Genomic DNA, 17,763 nt, shown 5'->3' on the forward strand with positions numbered 1-17,763 from the left:
GGGAAGGCAAGATGCAGGACCCGATCCGCGGCGCCATGCCACTGAGCGAGCTGCCCGAGGCGCCGGAGGCCGAGCCCCGGCGCGGCGGCGTGGGCGATCTCAACGCCGTCTACGACATCCCCGTGCAGGTCTCGGCCGTGCTCGGCCGCGCCACCATGCAGGTCAGCCAGCTGCTGAAGCTGGGCCGCGGCGCGGTGGTGGAGCTGGACCGCAAGCTGGGCGAGGCGGTGGACATCTACGTCAACAACCGCCTGGTGGCGCGTGGCGAGGTGGTGATGGTGGGCGAGAACCGCCTCGGCGTCACCATGACCGAGATCGTCAAGACCGACCGGGTGGGCTGAGCCATGCCCCGGGTGCTGATCGTCGGCACGCTGGCCGCCGAGCTGGGCCAGGCCGCCCGCATGGCGCAGGCGCGCGGCGCCGCGGTCGCGCAGGTGGAGGGGGTGACCGCCGCCCTCGCCCGGCTGCGCGCCGAGGGCGCCGATGTGGTGCTGTGCGAGCTGCACCACGATATCGGCTGGCTGGTGCGCGCCATGGCCGCCGAGCGCATCGCCTGCCCGCTGGTCGCCTGCGGGCCGGAGACCGATCCGCAAGCGGCGCTGCGCGCCATCCGCGCCGGCGCCCGCGACTTCCTCCCCCTGCCGCCCGATGCCGATCTGATCGCCGCCATGCTGCAGGCCGCCGCCGGCGAGGCGAGCGAGGACACGCCCCCCGCCGCGCGCGACCCGGCCATGGCCACGCTCTTCGCCCGCGCCGACCAGGTGGCGCGCGCCGAGGCCTCGGTGCTGATCACCGGCGAGAGCGGCACCGGCAAGGAGCTGATGGCGCGCCGCATCCACGCCGCCTCGCGCCGCGCTTCGGGCCCCTTCGTCGCGCTGAACTGCGCGGCGCTGCCCGAGAGCCTGCTGGAGAGCGAGCTGTTCGGCCATGAGAAGGGCGCCTTCTCCGGCGCCGTCGCCGCGCGGAAGGGAAAATTCGAGCAGGCCGAGGGCGGCACGCTGCTGCTGGATGAGATCGGCGAGATGGATCTGCGGCTGCAGGCCAAGCTGCTGCGCGCCATCCAGGAGCGCGAGATCGACCGCCTGGGCGGCACCCGCCCGGTGAAGGTCGATGTGCGCATCCTGGCCGCCACCAATCGCGACCTGGCCGCCGAGGCGCGCGCCGGGCGGTTCCGCGAGGATCTGTTCTTCCGGCTCGACGTGGTGCGGCTGCACATCCCGGCGCTGCGCGAGCGGCGCGGCGACATCCTGCCGCTGGCCGATCTCTTCGCCGCCCGCTTCGCCGAGATCAACGGCCTGCCGCGCCGGCCGCTCTCGGCCGAGGCGCGCCAGGCGCTGCTGGCGCATGACTGGCCGGGCAATGTGCGCGAGCTGGAGAACGCCCTGCACCGCGCCGTGCTGATGGCCGCCGGCGAGGAGATCGGCGCCGCGGCGATCGAGCTGCGCCGCGCCGCCCCCGCCGCCGCCCTGCCCGCCGAGGCCGCGCCGCTGCCCGCCCCCGGGCTCGACGCCAACATCCCCGTCCCCGCCGGCCTGGCGGCGCCGGCCCCCGCGGCGTCGCCCGCTGCCGCCGTGCCAGCGGGCGTCGAAGCGCTGGTCGGCCGCCGCATGGAGGAGGTCGAGCGCGACCTGATCCTCGGCACCCTGGCGCATTGCCTGGGCAACCGCACCCGCGCCGCCGAGGTGCTCGGCATCTCGATCCGCGCGCTGCGCAACAAGCTGCAGGATTACCGCGCCCTCGGCCTCGCCGTGCCGGCGCCCGGCGAGGGCCGCGCCCTGGCCGCGACGGGCTGATGGCCATGGCCGGCCGCAGCCTCGCCTTCGCCCTGCCCGGGCCGCTGCGCGGCCTGCGCCTCGGCAGCGATGTCAGCCTGGCGCTGGGCGTCGTCGCGCTGATGATGGTCATGGTGGTGCCGCTGCCCACCGTGCTGCTCGATCTCGGCCTCGCCATCTCGATCACCGCCTCGGTGCTGGTGCTGATGGTGGCGCTGCTGCTGCAGCGGCCGCTCGACTTCACCGCCTTCCCGACCATCCTGCTGCTGACCACGCTGCTGCGCCTGGCGCTGAACGTCGCCACCACCCGCGCCGTGCTCAGCCATGGGCATGAGGGCGTGGGGGCGGCGGGCGGCGTCATCTCCGCCTTCGGCGCCTTCCTGATGGGCGGCGACGTGCTGATCGGGCTGGTGGTCTTCGCCATCCTGCTGCTGGTCAACTTCATGGTGGTCACCAAGGGCTCGGGCCGCATCGCCGAGGTGGCGGCGCGCTTCAGCCTGGACGCCATGCCCGGCAAGCAGATGGCGATCGATGCCGACCTCTCGGCGGGGCTGATCGACGAGACCGAGGCGCGCCGCCGCCGGCGCGAGCTGGAGGAGGAGAGCGGCTTCTTCGGCGCCATGGACGGCGCCGCGAAATTCGTCCGCGGCGACGCCATCGCCGGCCTCATCACCACCGGCATCAACCTCCTGGGCGGGCTCGCCGTCGGCCTCGGCCGGCACGGCATGTCCTTCGGCGACGCGGTGGAGACCTTCGCGACGCTGACCGTGGGCGACGGCCTGGTGACGCAGATCCCCTCGCTGCTGATCTCGGTCGCCGCCGGCATCGTGGTGACCAAGGGCAACACCGAGGGCCGCGCCGACCAGATGCTGGCCGGCCAGCTCGGCGGCGCCTCCAAGCCGCTGGCCATCGCCGCCGGCAGCGCGCTGCTTCTGGCCGCCATGCCGGGCATGCCGGCGCTGCCCTTCCTGGGCCTGGCCGGCGCCGCCGGCGGGCTGGCGGTGGTGCGCCACCGCGCCGAGCGCAACGCCGCGCTGATCGCCGCCCGCCCGAAGCCGCCGCCGCCCAAGGTGGTGAACGAGGACGCGCCGGTGGCCGAGGCGCTGAAGCTCGACCTGCTGCGGCTCGAGATCGGCTATGGCCTGCTCTCGCTCGCCTCCGGCGACCAGCCGCGGCTGACCGAGCAGATCCGCTCGCTGCGCAAGAGCTTCGCGCAGGAGATGGGCTTCGTGCTGCCCTCGGTGCGGGTGCAGGACAACATGCAGCTGGCGCCGCATGGCTATCTGGTGCGGGTGAAGGAGGTCGAGGCGGCGCGCGGCGAGGTGAAGCCGCCGATGCTGCTGGCCATCGACCCCACCGGCAAGCTGCCGCCCTTCCCGGGCGAGAAATGCCAGGAGCCCGCCTTCGGCCTGCCGGCGCTGTGGATCGAGGAGCGGCTGCGCGAGCAGGCGCTGGCGCGCGGCTGCACCGTGGTGGATGCGGCCGGCGTGCTGGTCACCCACCTGACCGAGGTGGTGCGCGAGAACATGGCCGACCTGCTGAGCCATGCCGAGACGCGCCGCCTGCTGGACGGGCTGCCGGACGACAACAAGCGCCTGGTGGCCGACCTGATCCCGGCCCAGGCCAGCATCGGCACGGTGCAGCGCGTGCTGCAGACGCTGCTGGCCGAGCGCGTCTCGATCCGCGACCTGCCGACCATCCTGGAGGGCATCCAGGAGGCGACGGCGGGCGGCGTGCCGCGCGGGCTGACCAGCATCGTCGCCACCGTGCGCGCCCGGCTGGCCCGCCAGCTGACCGAGGCGGCGCGCGGCCCGCAGGGCGATGTGCCGCTGCTGACGCTGGGCGCCGAATGGGAGGCCGCCTTCGCCGAGGCGCTGATCGGCCCGCCGGAGGAGAAGCAGCTGGCCCTCGCCCCCAGCCGGGTCAACGAATTCGCGCAGCGCCTGCGCCAGGCGCTGGACCGCGCCGGCAATGCCGGCGACATGCCGGCGCTGGTCTGCTCGGGCGGCATCCGGCCGCATGTGCGGGCGGTGGTGGAGCGCTTCCGCCCCAGCACCACCGTGCTGGCCCAGGCCGAGATCCATCCGCGGGCGCGCATCCGCGTCCTCGGCAGCGTCTGAGCCAGGCCTAGACCGCCATGCGCATCCGCGTCATCCGCGCCGCCACCATGGCCGAGGCGATGCGTCGCCTGACCGCCGAGCTCGGCCCGGACGCGGTGCTGCTCTCCTCGCGCCGGGTCAATGGCGGCTTCGAGGCGACGGCGGCGCTGGAGACCGACCCGGCGGATGAGCCGCTGCCGGCGGTGGAGCCCGCCCCCGCGCCGGAGCCGCGCGCCGAGGCGGCGGCGCTGACCTTCCACAATCTGCCCGCGACCCTGCGGGAGCGGCTGATGGCGGGCCCGCTGGAGGCGACGCTGTCGGCCGCCTTCCGCTTCGGCGGGCTGCCGCCGCTCGGCCAGCGGCCGCTGCTGCTGGCCGGCCCGCCGGGCGCGGGCAAGACGCTGACGCTGGTCAAGCTTGCCGCCCAGCATGTGCTGGAGGGCGAGCCGCCGCCGCTGCTGCTGAATGCCGACCAGCAGCGCCCGGGGGCAGCCGAGCAGCTGCTGGGTGTCGCCGAGGTGCTGCACGCGCCGCTGGCCCAGGCCACCACCCCGGCCGCCGCCCTGCAGGCCATCGCGCTGCGCCCGCCGGGCGGCGCGGTGCTGATCGACACGCCGGGCGTCGACCCCTTCGAGCCGGCCCAGGCGCGCATGCTGGCGGCGCTGATCGCCGCCACCCGCGCCGCCGTGGTGCTGGTGCTGCCGGCCGGCCTCGACTGTTCCGAGGCGACCGAGCTGGCCCGCGCCTTCCGCGCGCTGGGCGCCACCCATATGCTGCCGACGCGGCTGGATGCGGCGCGGCGGCTGGGCGGCGTGCTGGCCGCGGCCCATGCCGGCGGGCTGGTGCTAACCGTTGCCGGCACCGGGCCGGAAGCCGCCGGCGGGCTGCTGCCGCTCGATGCCGAATGGCTGGCCGCGCGGCTGCGCCGCCGCAGCCACCACCCCAACGCCGCTGACCGGCTGGCCCCCTCCCCCCGAGCCGCCGCCCTGGCGGCTGGAGTATCCGCATGATGTCCGACCTCGCGCCGAGCGCGGAACCCCAGCCGCGTTTCGAGCCCGGCCCGGCCCCGAGCCCCGCCCCGGGCCGGCTGGTCGCCATCGCCTCCGGCAAGGGCGGGGTGGGCAAGACCTGGCTGGCCATCACCCTGGCGCAGACCTTGGCGCAGCGCGGCCGCCGCGTGCTGCTGGCGGATGGCGATCTGGGCCTGGCCAATGTCGACGTGCAGCTCGGCCTGCAGCCGGAGCGCGATCTGCAGGCGGTGCTGAGCGGCAGGATCGCGCTGACCCAGGCGGTGATGCACCATGCCGAGGGCGGCTTCGACGTGCTGGCCGGCCGTTCCGGCAGCGGCGCGCTGGCCAGCCTCCGGCCCGAGGTGGTGGAGCATGTGGCGGCGCTGCTGCGCGCCGCGACGGGGCGGTGGGATGTGGTGCTGCTCGATCTCGGCGCCGGGCTGGCGCCGGCGACGCGGCGCCTGGCGGCGGCGGCCGACACGCTGCTGGTGGTCGCCACCGACGAGCCGACCAGCCTGACCGACGCCTATGCCACGCTGAAGCTGCACGGCACCGACCGGCCGGGCGGCGATTGCCGCATCGTGGTGAACCAGGCGGTGGACATCCCCTCCGGCCGGCGCACCGCGGCGGCGCTGCAGCGCGCCTGCGCCACCTTCCTGCGGCGCGACGTGCCGCTGGCCGGGCTGGTGCGGCGGGATGAGCGGGTGCGCGACACCATCCGGCGGCAGACGCCGCTGCTCAGCCGCCACCCCAATTCGGCGGCGGCGGCGGATGTCGCCCTGCTAGCCCGCGCCGTCGACCCCTGAGACGCAAAAGCCCCGCCGGCCCGACGGCCGGCGGGGCTCCCTGGGCCGGCCCACCGGGCCGGCCAACCGAAAAGATTACGGGCGGCCGATGGAGCTGTAGGTGAAGCCCACCTCGCGCATCGCCGCCGGGTCCCACACATTGCGCAGGTCGCAGATGACGTCGCCGGCCATGGCGGCCTTCAGCTTCTCCGGCGAGAGCGAGCGGAACTCGTTCCATTCGGTGATCAGCACCAGGGCGTCGGCGCCCTGCACCGCCTCCATGGCGTTCGCCGTGAACTCGACGCCGCCGGGCAGCAGCTGCTTCGCATGGGCGGGCTGCGGGTCATAGGCGCGGATGCGCGCACCCGCCGCCGCCAGCGCCGGCAGGATGACCAGCGACGGCGCGTCGCGCATGTCATCCGTCTCCGGCTTGAAGGTGACGCCGAGCACCGCGATGGTCTTGCCCGCCACCGTGCCGCCGCAGGCGGCGACCACGCGCTCGGCCATCTGCGCCTTGCGGGCGTCATTGGCGGCGATGGTCTGCTCGACAATGGTCACCGGCGCGCCCAGCTCCTGCGCCGAGCGGGCCAGGGCCAGCGTGTCCTTGGGGAAGCAGGAACCGCCATAGCCCGGCCCGGCATGCAGGAATTTGCGGCCGATGCGGCCATCGAGCCCCATGCCGCGCGCCACGTCATGCACATTGGCGCCGGCCTTCTCGCAGAGATCGGCCATCTGGTTGATGAAGGTGATCTTCACCGCCAGGAACGCGTTGGAGGCGTATTTGATCAGCTCCGCCGTCTCGATGCTGGTGGCGACCACCGGCGTCTCGATCAGGTAGAGCGGGCGGTAGAGGCGCTTCAGCACGGCCAGCGCGCGCTCGGAATCGACGCCCACGACCACGCGGTCGGGCCGCATGAAATCGCCGATGGCGCTGCCCTCGCGCAGGAATTCCGGGTTCGAGGCGACCTCGATCTCCAGATCCGGGCGGGCGGCGCGGACGATCTCCTTCACGCGGCGGCCGGTGCCCACCGGCACGGTCGATTTGGTGACCAGCACGATCGGCTTCTCGGCGGCCTTGGCCACCTGCTCGGCCGCGGCGAAGACATAGGTCAGGTCGGCATGGCCATCGCCGCGCCGGGTGGGCGTGCCGACCGCCAGGAACACCGCCTCGGCGCCCTGCATCGCCTCGGTCAGCTCGGTGGTGAAGGTCAGGCGGCCGTCGCGCGCATTCTCCTCCACCAGCCGGTCGAGCCCGGGCTCGTAGATCGGGATGCGGCCCTCGCGCAGCGCCTCGATCTTGCTGGCATCCGTGTCGACGATGCAGACATCGACGCCGAACTCGGCGAAGCAGGCGCCGGAGACAAGGCCGACATAGCCGGCCCCGATCACGGTGATTTTCATTTCGACCTCAGATCCTCAGAGTGTCGTGGCGGGGCCTGCATACGGCCATCCGGAGATCCGCCGCGGAGCAGAACGTTACTGGAAAGCAATATTGATGCCCGCCTGTGCCCCCGGAGCCATCGGGCTTCGGGAGGAGCATTCCAGGAACACTCCGCGCTCCCGCAAGAAAGAGATCTCTCCAGACGGCATGGCACAGCCTTGTTGCGCTGCACCTTGATACAGGAGGGGATGGTCAAGGTGAAGCCCCTTGCGCGCAGCGGCGGCGCCCCCTGCCTTCGCTGCGCGACGGGGCGATGTGGCGGCGCCCTGCGCCCGCGCCGCGCATCCGGCGGGTTTTCCCTGCTGCCATCTCTGCATTGTGAAGCTCTCGATTCTTGCGGGAAGGAAGGCTGCGGCGCAACGCAGGCGCGCAGCGCGGGCCGCCGCACCCGTCATGCGTGCAGAGCCCCGCGTCCGGACCGGCACCCTGTGGTCCCCCTTCTGCTGATCGCGCAATTTTGCAGTCACCGGCAGGAAGGTCGCGGCCCTCGGGAAATCGCGTGTCTGCGTCTCGTTTCGTCGGCGCGCTCCGCTTCGCTTTGAGGCACCGGCATGCCGCGCAGCGGGCATATGCGCCTCCTCCCGCCTCGGCGCTCGTCACGCCCCTGCAATCTTGACCTGCGCTTTTCCTCTTTCTGTCGTCTCCGCCGCAAGCTAGCACGGATGGAACGGATGATCCGCACCGCATCCGAACCTTTCGAGACGGATATGAATCGCCCCGGCCCGACATCAGCCACCGCCACATGCCGACATGGCCAGGGACCGGGCAGCGCCATTCCGACGCGAGGCGAATCGTTTCTTGTTAAGAACAAAAATGGCCGACTCGGGCCGCGCGCGCAAGCGCGGCATCGCGCCTCCGTCCCGGTGGCGCGCGATCTCCATCCCCGCTCCCCTGGCACGCCGCTTGCCCGGGGCATGCGCAACCTTGCGTCGGCACACCGGCCCTCGTGACACATGCAGGACATCAAGGACACCAACATGGCAGAGACGCACCCGGGCGCCATCGTGCCCGTCATCCTGTGCGGCGGCACGGGCAGCCGGCTGTGGCCGCTGTCGCGGGAGGGCTTCCCGAAGCAGTTCTGGCCGCTGCTGTCGCGCCGGACGATGCTGCAGGACACCGCGGCGCGGGCCAGCGGCACAGGCTTCGCGGCGCCGCTGGTGATCAGCAACCAGGCGCATCGCTTCCTGATCGCCGAGCAGCTGCGCGAGGCGGCGGTCGGGGAGGCGCGCATCGTGCTGGAGCCGGTGGCGCGCAACAGCGCCCCCGCCATCGCCGCCGCCGCCCTGCTGGCGCATGAGGCGAACCCGCAGGACGTGCTGTGGCTGATGCCGGCCGATGCCGCGATCAGCGACACGCTGGCGCTGCACGCGGCCCTCGCCCGCGCCGCCGAGGCCGCGCGGGCGGGCCATATCGTCACCTTCGGCATGCGGCCCACCGCCGCCGAGACCGGCTATGGCTATATCGAGGCCGGCGCCGCGCTGCCGGGGGTCGAGGGGGTCTCCGCCATCACCCGCTTCGTCGAGAAGCCGGATGCGGCGCGCGCCGCCGAATTCCTGGCCGGCGGCCGGCATCTGTGGAATTCCGGCATGTTCGTCGCCACCGCCGCGACGCTGCTCTCCGAGCTGGAGCGGCTGGCGCCCGATCTGCTGGCCGCGGTGCGCGCCGCGGTCGAGGGCGCGACGCGCGATCTCGACTTCATCCGCCTCGACCCGGCCGCCTTCGCGCTGGCCCCCGACATCTCCATCGACTACGCGGTGATGGAGAAGACCGACCGCGCCGCGGTGGTGCCCGCGGCGCTCGGCTGGTCCGATGTCGGCTCCTGGGCGGCGCTGTGGGAGGTCTCGCCCAAGGATGCCCAGGGCAATGCGGTGCAGGGGCCGGTCGCGCTGTACAACACCCGCAACTCCTATGTCCGCAGCGAGGGCATGCTGACCGGCGTGGTCGGGCTCGAGGATGCCGTCATCGTCGTCACCGACGACGCCGTGCTGGCGATGCATCGCGACCATGCGCAGGACGTCAAGAAGCTGCTCGAGCAGCTGAAGGCGCAGGGCCGCCCCGAGGCCACCGAGCATCGCCGCATGTACCGCCCCTGGGGCCATTACGAGGGGCTGATCAAGGGCGACCGCTTCCAGGTGAAGAAGATCTCGGTCAAGCCCGGGCAGAAGCTGTCGCTGCAGAAGCACTACCACCGCGCCGAGCACTGGGTGGTGGTGGCCGGCACCGCCATCGTCGAGCGCGATGCCGAGCGCATCATGCTGCGCGAGAATGAATCCATCTACCTGCCGCTGGGCTGCGTCCACCGCATGGAGAACCCCGGCATGATCCCGCTCACCCTGATCGAGGTGCAGTCGGGCTCCTATCTCGGCGAGGACGACATCGTCCGCTTCGAGGACACTTACGGGCGCGCCTGAACCGGCCTAGCATGGCACCGTCCCGCAAAGGGAGGGTGCCATGTGGGTCCGCTTCGTCCTGGCCGCCGCCGGTGCGGTGCGGCGGGTGGCGCCGCATTGCGGGCGGTGAGGAGACGCGGCTTGACGCTCGCCGCTTTTCACCCGATCAGGATGGCCACCCGATCCAGGGCGCGGCCCGCCTCGCGCCCGCACCACGGACAGAATGCTGCATGACGACCAGACCGCATGAGCTCGCCTTGCCCCCGGTTCCCGACAAGGTTGTGATCCAGCGCGGCGCGGTGCAGGAAATCCTGTTCCAGGACAACGACCTTCTCTATCTCCGCAGCGTCAACTACCGGCTGCGCGGCCAGATCATCCTGCACATCCAGCCGCGCCGGAACCAGCGGCAGCTCGCGGTCAACCGGCATGACGGGGAGAGCTGGGGCGCCGAGCGGATCCTGGAGCTGCCGGAGGATACCGGCGCCACGCTGCGGCTGCGCGTCGCCTTCACGGCGCAGGGCGCCGAGATCGGCGTGATGCGGGGCGACGACACGCTGGCCGAGCTGCTCTTCGAACCCTGCGCCGGGCTGCGGGGCATCGCCGAGCTGGAGCGCGCCCCCTCCATCCTGCTCCGCCTGCCCGCGGCGGCGCCGGCCGCGCCGGAGCAGCCGGCGCCGCGGCTGGCGCTGAAAGCCAGCCTCGCGGCCGGCGGCACCCTGCTGCTGCAGGGCCGGCTCGACGATCCGGACGGCCAGGCGCTGGCCCTGCGGCCCGAGCAGGAGGGTTGGCTCTGCCCGCCCCTCGCCCTCCTGACGGCCCGCGAGACCGAGGCGCCGGCCCCCGGCCGCCCGCTGCTCGCCGCCGGCGACCTCGTGGGGAGCGCGGCGAAGACGCCGCCCCGCTGGGTGAGCCTGGCGCTGGCGGATGGCACGACGCGGCGGCTGCCGCTGCCCCCGGCGATGCCGGTGGCGCTGGAGACCATCCAGCACTGGCTGGGCCTGGCCTGCCCGGCGCCGGAGGAGATCGGCCCGGTCTTCTCGCGCCTGCTGGCCACACCGCTGCTGGCGCTGCAGGCCGAGCTGGCGGCGCGGCCGCTGGCGCATCGGGAGCGGCGCTTCGGCGAACCCCTTCCGGCGCCGCGGGCCAGCCTCGTCATCCCGCTCTATGGCCGGCTCGACTTCATGGCCTTCCAGGCGGCGCTGTTCAGCCAGGGCGGCCTCGACCAGGACGAGCTGATCTACGTGCTCGACAATCCCGCCCAGGCCGAGGAGGCGGAGCAGCTGGCGCGCTCGGCGCAGGCCCGCTTCGGCCTGCCGCTGCGGCTGCTGCTGCCGGAGCGGCGGCAGGGCTTCGGCGGCGCCAGCAATCTCGGCCTCGCCGCCGCGCGCGGCCGGCATGTCTGCTTCCTCAACTCCGATGCCTTCCCCCTCGACACCGGCTGGCTCGACCGGCTGGTCGCCCGCCTGGACGCCGATGCCGGGATCGGCGTGGTCGGGGCGCGGCTGCTCTTCGCCAATGGCACGCTGCAGCATGACGGCATGTGGTTCGTGCCGCAGCCCGGCCTGGCCGGCTGGCCCTTCCCGCGCCATCTGGGCAAGGGCCTGCACCCGCCGGAGGCGGCGCCCGGCCTGCTCGACGTGCCCGCCGTCACCGGCGCCTGCATGGCGCTGCGGCGCGAGGTGGCGCTCGAACTCGGCGGCTTCGACCCCGCCTATGTCATCGGCGATTTCGAGGACGCCGATCTGTGCCGCCGCGTGCTGGCCCGCGGCCTGCGCTGCTGCGTCGACCGCGCGGTGCGGCTCTGGCATCTCGAGCGCCAGTCCCAGGGCAGCGACGCAGAACCATGGCGCAGGAATTTGAGCCTGCTGAACGCCGCGACCTTCGCCGGCCGCTGGCAGGACCGGATCGAGATGACGCATGAATGACGCGCCTTCCGCGGCCGGCCGCCGCGTCCTGGTGATCGGCGCCGGCCCCGGCCAGGCCGCCACGCGGGCCGCCCTCGATTTGCACGCCGCGCTGCGTGCAGCGGCGATGGACAGCCTGTGCCTGCTGACCGCCCCGGCCGCCGCGGCACCGCTCGGCGTGGACCTGTTCCAGCGGGCGGCGGCGGACGTGTTCTTCCACCGCCAGCCCTGGGTCGATCCCTTCTTCCTGTCCTGCCCGGAGGCGGGGTTGCCCGCGGCCCTCACCCGGGTGCTGCAGGGCTGGCGGCCCGACATCGTCCATCTGCAGCACCCGGCCAGCTTCGGGCTCGAGGGCCTGCTGCTGCTGCGCCGCGCGCTGCCCGGGGCGCGGCTGCTGCTGACGCTGCACGACCATCTGCTGCCCTGCGGGCAGGGCCCGGCGCCGGCCCTCGCCCTGCTGGAGGCGGCGGCGGATCCGGAGGCGGCGCGCCGCTTCTTCCCGGAGCGCTCGGCGGAGGATGTGCATCTGCGCCGCATCGTGGCGCTGCGTTTCCTGGCCGAGCCGGATGCGCTGCTCTGCCCCACCGCCTTCAGCGCCGCCCGCCATGCCGAATGGGGCATCCCGGCGGAGCGGCTGCATGTGCTGCCGGCCCTGGCGCCGGATCCGGCGCCGGATCCGGCCCCGCCACCGCCCGGCATGCTGCGCCTGGCCTGGCTGGGCCCCTTCCCCGCCAGCGACGGCGCGCGGGAGGCCGGCGGCCCCGGCGCCGGGCTGGAGCTGCTGCTCGCCGCCTGCGACCTGCTGCCGGCCGGGCTGCCGCTGCGGATCGAGCTGTGCGGCGCGCCCGACCTGGCCGGCCATGCGGAGACCGCCCGCCGCATCGCCGCCGCCGCGCCCTGGCTGAGCCTGGCCCCGCTGCCGGCGGGCCATCGCCACCGCCTCGCCGCGCTGCAGCCGGCCCAGGCGCTGCTGGTGACCGAGGCGGGGTGGGATGATCCCGGCCAGACCCTGGCCCTGGCCCGGGCCGCCCACCGCCCGGTGATCGGCCCCCGGCTCGGCGCCGTCGCCGAGGCGGTGCGCGACGGGGTGGACGGGCTGCTGTTCCGGCCGGGCAGCGCGCTCGACCTGGCGCAGCTGCTGATCCGCGCCGCGACCGAGGAAGGCTGCCTGCCCGCCCTGCAGGCGGCGCTGCCGCCGCCCCCGGCGCCGCGGGATGGGCTGGACCGCCTGCTGGCGCTCTATGAGGGCGGGGGCTGAGCCATGGCACCGCCTCCCGGCTGCCACGGCGCCCTCGATGCCATGCTGGCCGGCTCCGGCTTCATCATGGTGGATGGCTGGCTGGCCTGCCCGCCCGGCCATGACTGGCCGGATCCGGTCTGGCTGGAGATCGCCGGGCAGCGCTTCGCCATCACCCAGTGGTTCAGCCGGCCCGACCTGCCGGCGGATCCGGCCGGGCCGCTATTCCGCGCCTTCCGGCAGGATTTCCCGCTGCCGCAGGACGCCACGGCCGAGCCGTTGCACCTGACCCTGCCGGGGCTGCCGGCGCCGCTGGTCAGCGCGGCGGCCGATCGCTGGCGGCCCTACCGGCCGAGCGGCCATATCGAGCGCGGCTCCCAGGCCGGGATGTCCGGCTGGGTCTATGATCCCGGCCTGTGGCACAGCGACAGCCAGGCGGAGCTGGAGCTGGAAGGGCTCGGCGCCCGCTTCACCCTCAGCTTCACCCTGGACCGCCCCGACCTGACCGGCGGCGTGCCGCTGCCCGGGCGCAAGCTGGGCTTCGCCCTCTCCGCCGCCGAGATCGCGGCGCAGCTGGACCCGCTGCTGCCCTTCCGCGAGGGCGCCGCCTGCACCCTGGTGCTGCGCAGCTCCGGGCAGGAATTGTCGCGGCGCGAGATGCCGCTCGCCCCGCTGTCGCATGGCCGGCTGGAGGGGCATGCCAGGGGCCTGGTGCGCGGCTGGGCGGCGATGCGCGAGCACCCCTATGCCGTGCCGCTGGTCGAGCTGCGCATCGAGGGCATCCCCTATGCCCAGCTGCTGGCGGAGCGCGGCCGCAAGGACCTGCTGGAGAAGGGCGTGACCACCGGCGCCGGCGGCTTCGCGCTGCCGCTGCAGGTCTCGCCGCACGACGCCGACAGCATCCTGCTGGAGGCCCGGGTGATGGGCGAGGCGGAGCCCCTGCCCGGCACCCCGGTCCGGATCGAGGGGCTGCCGCCGCAGCGCGGGGCCGGCGCCGCGCCCTGGCGCGGCCTGGCCGCCGGGCGGCCGCGGGTCGCCATCGTCATCCCCGTCTACAACGCCGCCGAGGAGCTGGCGCAATGCCTGGAGGCGGTGCTGGCGCATACCGGCCCGGGGGCCGAGCTGATCGTCATCGACGATGCCAGCCCGGACCCGGCGGTGGGCGCGGTGCTGGCCCGCCATGCCGGCCGGCCCGGGCTGCGGATCCTGCGCAACGACAGCAATCTGGGCTTCACCGCCACCTGCAACCGCGGCATCGCGCTCGCCGGCCGCGACGATGTGGTGCTGCTGAACTCCGACACGCTGCCGCCCGAGCGCTGGCTGGAGAATCTGGTGCTGGCCGCCTATTCCGGCCCCGACATCGCCACCGCCTCGCCGCTCTCGGACAATGCCGGCGCCTTCTCCGCCCCGGAGCTGAACCGGCGCAACGACACCCCGCCCGGGCTGACGCCGAGCCAGGTGTCGCGCCTGGTCATGCAGCACTCCCCGGCGGTCTATCCGGAGATGCCGACCGGGCATGGCTTCTGCCTCTACATCCGCCGCGCCGCGCTGGACGCGGTGGGCCCGCTGGACGCCGAGGCCTTCCCGCGCGGCTATGGCGAGGAGAATGAGTTCTGCATGCGGGCCGCGCGGGCGGGCTGGCGGCATGTGATCGACGACCGCACCTACATGCCGCACCGCCAATCCGCCAGCTTCGGCGCCGCCAAGGCGGCGCTGCTGGCGGCCGGGCGCGCCGTGGTCGATGCGCGCTATCCGGAATACTCGGCCCTGGTCCGCGCCCTGCCGGCGCATGAACAGCTGCCCGCCATGCGCTGGCGCGTCCGCCGCGCCTTCCGCGACGCCGCGCGGCCGCCCCGCCCCCGCATCCTCTACGTCATCTCGACCGAGACCGGCGGCACGCCGCAGACCAATCTCGACCTGATGCGGACGCTGGAGGATCGCTACGAGCCCTGGCTGCTGCGCAGCGACGGCCGGGTGCTGAGCCTGCAGCGGCTGGAGCGGCAGGAGCTGCAGCCGGTGGACCAGGCGGTGCTGCCGACGGCGCTGCATCCCGGCACGCATCGCAGCGCGGCCTATGACGAATGCGTCGCCGCCTGGCTGCTGCGCCATGCGATCGAGCTGGTGCATATCCGCCACCTGGCCTGGCACGGGCTCGGCCTGCCGGCGGTGGCGGCGGCGCTCGGCATTCCGGTGGTGCATTCCTTCCACGATTTCTACAGCCTCTGCCCGACCATCAAGCTGCTGGACGGGGCGATGCGGCATTGCGCCGGCGACTGCGCCCGCGGCGAGGGCGAATGCCGCGCCGAATTGTGGCCGGCCGACTGGGTGCCGCCGCTGCGCGGCCAGTTCGTGCCGCGCTGGCGGGCGATGATGCAGCAGGCCCTGGCGCCGGCCGACGCCTTCGTCACCACCGCCGACAGCGCGCATGCGCTGATCGCGCGGCACCTGCCCGGCCTGGCGGCGCATGACTGGCGCGTGCTGCCGCATGGGCGCGACTTCGCCGAATTCCTGCCCCCCGCAGCGACGGCGCCCGGCGCGGGCCCGCTGCGCATCCTGGTGCCGGGCAACATCTCCCCGGCCAAGGGCGGCGATCTGGTCCGCCGCATGGCGGAGCTGGATGGCGGCGCCCGGCTGGAATTCCACATCCTGGGCGATCATGGCTGGCTGCAGCCGATGCCGGGGCTGGTGCTGCATGGCCGCTACCGCCGGGAGGATTTCCTCGACCATGTCCGCCGCATCGGGGCGCAGCTCGGCGCGGTGTTCTCGGTCTGGCCGGAGACCTATTGCCACACGCTGACCGAGATGTGGGCGGCCGGCCTGCCGGTGCTGGCGCTCGACCTCGGCGCGGTGGGCGAGCGCATCCGGCGGCATGGCGGCGGCTGGCTGTTCCCGCCGCAGCCGGCGGAGACGCTGCTGGCGGCGATCCTGGACAGCCTCGCCGGGCCGGAGACGGTCGGCGCCCGGCTGCGGGAGGTCCGCGCCTGGCAGGAGGGCGAGGGGAGCAGCCGCAGCAATGCCGCCATGGCGGCCGATTACGACCGGCTGTACCGCGATGTCTGGGCCAGGCGGCGGTCCTTCGCCGCCGCGGCGCCTGCCGGCCAGGCCTAGGGCGGCGGCGCAGCCGCCTGCGCGCCAGGCGGCATGCTGGCCGGCCGGCACGGGATGATGCCCGGCGGCGGGGCCACGCATCCCGCCGGCCCCTGCCCGATGCGGCGGATCTGGCCGCACCCCCCGCTCCGGCACGCGGCGCCGCCAGGCCGGGCCGGCCCGCGACACCACCTAGAAATCAGGCCCGGGCGGGCGGTACGGGCGGCAGGCGGCGAGCCTCGGCCGGCGGGAAGCCGCCGCCCGTCACCCCCCCCGGGCAGCCGCCCGAAGCAGCGGCGGCCCGGGCGGCCGCAGCGGCCGCGGCGGGGCGCAGTCCAGGCGCCTCAGTAGGCGGCGTAGGATTTCTCTTCGACGAAGCGGGAGCCGAGCATGACATTCAGCTCGCGCTTGACGGCAGCGCGGTCGTCATTGGTGAAGTAGACGGCGCGCGCCAGGCTGATGAAGGTCTCGCCGAAATCCTTCTTGCGCTCGCATTCGCGGATGTCGTCCTCAATGACCCAGAGCTTGCCATTGATCTCCCGCAGACGGTCCACCAGCGCCGGCGCCTCGGCCGGCGCCTTGGCCAGGATCGGCGCGAAGGTGTCCTGCAGCGCCTGCAGCTCGACCCGCACATTGGCGAGCTTCGCCGCATCCTTGATGTGGCGCATCTTCAGTTCCAAGATCGTGATCTTGTCGATCAGCTCGCCGACGGAGGTCGGAACCAGAATATCCTGCGTCATGATCGATCCTTTTCGTGCGCAAATGCAGACAGGCTTCGGACGCTAAGCTGCGCCTTGGGCATGACTCCTAGTTTCTTTCCCGATCCCATGGAAGCGCCCTTCTTTGCCAAAGCCTATGGCAAGATCGTTGCAGAATCCAGGAAGTTGCCGTCGACCTACCCAAGGTTGCAGCGCCCCGGCGCAACCGCGCGGAGCGTCCGCATCACGACGCAGCTCGCCGCGCCGCGCTCAGCGTCCGCTCGGGCCGGCAGCGGAATCGGACTGCCTGCGCAGCCTGTCCAGCAGGGCCTGGAAACGGGGCGCCCGCGGGTCCAGCTCGGCGGCCTGCTGGGCGGCCTCCAGCGCCTCGCCGGGATGCCCCGCCTGTTCCAGCGCGCGCGCCAGATTGTAGTGGCAGACCGGCCGGTCATGCCAAAGCCGCGCGACGGCGCGAAAACTCTCCACCGCGACATCATAGTCGCGCAGATTGGTGGCGAGGTGCCCGCGCGCATGCAGGTAGTCCGGCTTGCGCGGCGCCAGGGCGACGGCGCGCGATATCGCGGCATAGGCCTGCGGCAGCAGGCCGCGCGCCGACAGCGTGCGTGACAGCGAAAACCAGTAGGCCGGGCTGCGCCCCCGCCGCTCGCGCACCGCGGCGCGGAACGCCGCCGGATCCGCGCCCTCCAGCACCAGCGCCCTGACGAGCGGGCTGATCAGCCCTGTCTGCTGCAGGAAATTTCCCGAAGGATGGCCGGAGAAAGGCAGCTTCATCTCGGTGAGCGGCCGGCAGGCGCGCAGCAGCTCGACATGCCGCGCATCGGGGTGCAGCGGATCGTAGATCACCACCAGCCGCGCCTGCGGCGACAGCCCTTCCGCCATCGGGAAATGCCATCGCAGCGCCGCGGCCTCCTGCTCCCAGCGTGTCTCGAAGGGCACGACCTCCCGCAGCAGGGAGAACTGGGGCGAGATGGCGATGACGTCGTCCAGCCGGAGCGCCCGCGAGAAGGCGAGCGCGGCGAAGGCGCCCATGCTCGACCCATAACCGATGCGCCGCGCATAGCGGCCCTGGAGCGCGCCATCCACCGCGCCGACCACCGCCTGCATGTCGGGGTTCTGGTACCACTCGTTCTGCGCGCAGGTGATGTGGATGGCATCCACCCCGATCCGGCGGAGATACTCCTCGCCGAAGGCCTCGCCATCCAGCCGCTGGCGGCTTTGCCAGGGCGCGAAGGTGACCACCACCCGGTCCGAAGCGCTGCCGGTGACGGCGCGGACGCGGAAATGGTCCGAACCGTAGAGCACATGTTCCTGCAAAACCG

12 protein-coding genes are annotated in these 17,763 nt (G+C 73.5%); 9 read left to right on the forward strand and 3 right to left on the reverse strand.

Annotation, left to right across the window (positions count from 1 at the left end; translation table 11 throughout):
- Positions 1–35: 35 nt before the first annotated feature.
- The 5 genes from fliN to QE401_RS10545 are packed head-to-tail and all read left to right on the forward strand — an operon-like array spanning position 36 to position 5,687.
- The gene (gene fliN / locus QE401_RS10525) at positions 36–341 is read left to right on the forward strand and encodes a flagellar motor switch protein FliN (protein WP_307140223.1); all 306 of its coding nucleotides are present in this window, start codon (positions 36–38) and stop codon (positions 339–341) included.
- A 3-nt stretch (positions 342–344) separates the two neighbouring features.
- Positions 345–1,793, forward strand: a complete 1,449-nt coding sequence (locus QE401_RS10530) for a sigma-54-dependent transcriptional regulator (protein ID WP_307138161.1) — start codon at positions 345–347, stop codon at positions 1,791–1,793.
- A 5-nt stretch (positions 1,794–1,798) separates the two neighbouring features.
- On the forward strand, positions 1,799–3,892 hold the full coding sequence (gene flhA / locus QE401_RS10535) for a flagellar biosynthesis protein FlhA (protein ID WP_307138162.1): 2,094 nt from the start codon (positions 1,799–1,801) through the stop codon (positions 3,890–3,892).
- A gap of 17 nt (positions 3,893–3,909) precedes the next feature.
- Complete coding sequence (locus QE401_RS10540; protein ID WP_307138163.1) at positions 3,910–4,881, forward strand: flagellar biosynthesis protein FlhF; 972 nt, start codon at positions 3,910–3,912, stop codon at positions 4,879–4,881.
- Positions 4,878–5,687, forward strand: coding sequence for a nucleotide-binding protein (locus tag QE401_RS10545; protein WP_307138164.1), 810 nt, complete (start codon positions 4,878–4,880; stop codon positions 5,685–5,687). Before QE401_RS10540 ends, QE401_RS10545 begins: the two co-directional genes overlap by 4 nt.
- A gap of 75 nt (positions 5,688–5,762) precedes the next feature.
- On the opposite strand, the gene QE401_RS10550 is transcribed toward QE401_RS10545, so the two are convergent.
- Entirely contained in the window at positions 5,763–7,067 is a 1,305-nt protein-coding gene (locus QE401_RS10550; RefSeq protein WP_307138165.1) for a UDP-glucose dehydrogenase family protein, read from the reverse strand.
- A 1,017-nt stretch (positions 7,068–8,084) separates the two neighbouring features.
- On the opposite strand from QE401_RS10550, the gene QE401_RS10555 reads away from it, so the two are divergent.
- The 4 genes from QE401_RS10555 to QE401_RS10570 all read left to right on the forward strand — a co-directional run bounded on the left by QE401_RS10555 (position 8,085) and on the right by QE401_RS10570 (position 15,746).
- Complete coding sequence (locus QE401_RS10555; RefSeq protein WP_307138166.1) at positions 8,085–9,518, forward strand: mannose-1-phosphate guanylyltransferase/mannose-6-phosphate isomerase; 1,434 nt, start codon at positions 8,085–8,087, stop codon at positions 9,516–9,518.
- A gap of 209 nt (positions 9,519–9,727) precedes the next feature.
- Positions 9,728–11,422, forward strand: coding sequence for a glycosyltransferase family 2 protein (locus QE401_RS10560; RefSeq protein ID WP_307138167.1), 1,695 nt, complete (start codon positions 9,728–9,730; stop codon positions 11,420–11,422).
- Positions 11,415–12,659 (forward strand): glycosyltransferase, encoded by a 1,245-nt coding sequence (locus QE401_RS10565; protein ID WP_307138168.1) that lies wholly within the window; start codon positions 11,415–11,417, stop codon positions 12,657–12,659. Before QE401_RS10560 ends, QE401_RS10565 begins: the two co-directional genes overlap by 8 nt.
- 3 nt (positions 12,660–12,662) lie before the next feature.
- A complete protein-coding gene (locus QE401_RS10570) occupies positions 12,663–15,746 on the forward strand; it encodes a glycosyltransferase (protein ID WP_307138169.1) in 3,084 nt (1,027 codons plus the stop codon).
- Between the two features lie 323 nt (positions 15,747–16,069).
- Here QE401_RS10570 and QE401_RS10575 read toward each other — a convergent pair whose 3' ends face one another.
- Together QE401_RS10575 and QE401_RS10580 are read right to left on the reverse strand one after the other, a co-directional pair.
- Positions 16,070–16,465, reverse strand: coding sequence for a DUF6165 family protein (locus QE401_RS10575; protein ID WP_307138170.1), 396 nt, complete (start codon positions 16,463–16,465; stop codon positions 16,070–16,072).
- Between the two features lie 228 nt (positions 16,466–16,693).
- The gene (locus QE401_RS10580) at positions 16,694–17,758 is read right to left on the reverse strand and encodes a tetratricopeptide repeat protein (protein WP_307138171.1); all 1,065 of its coding nucleotides are present in this window, start codon (positions 17,756–17,758) and stop codon (positions 16,694–16,696) included.
- Positions 17,759–17,763 lie beyond the last annotated feature (5 nt).

This window comes from Pseudoroseomonas cervicalis, assembly GCF_030818485.1.
Classification (GTDB): Bacteria; Pseudomonadota; Alphaproteobacteria; order Acetobacterales; family Acetobacteraceae; genus Pseudoroseomonas; species Pseudoroseomonas cervicalis_A.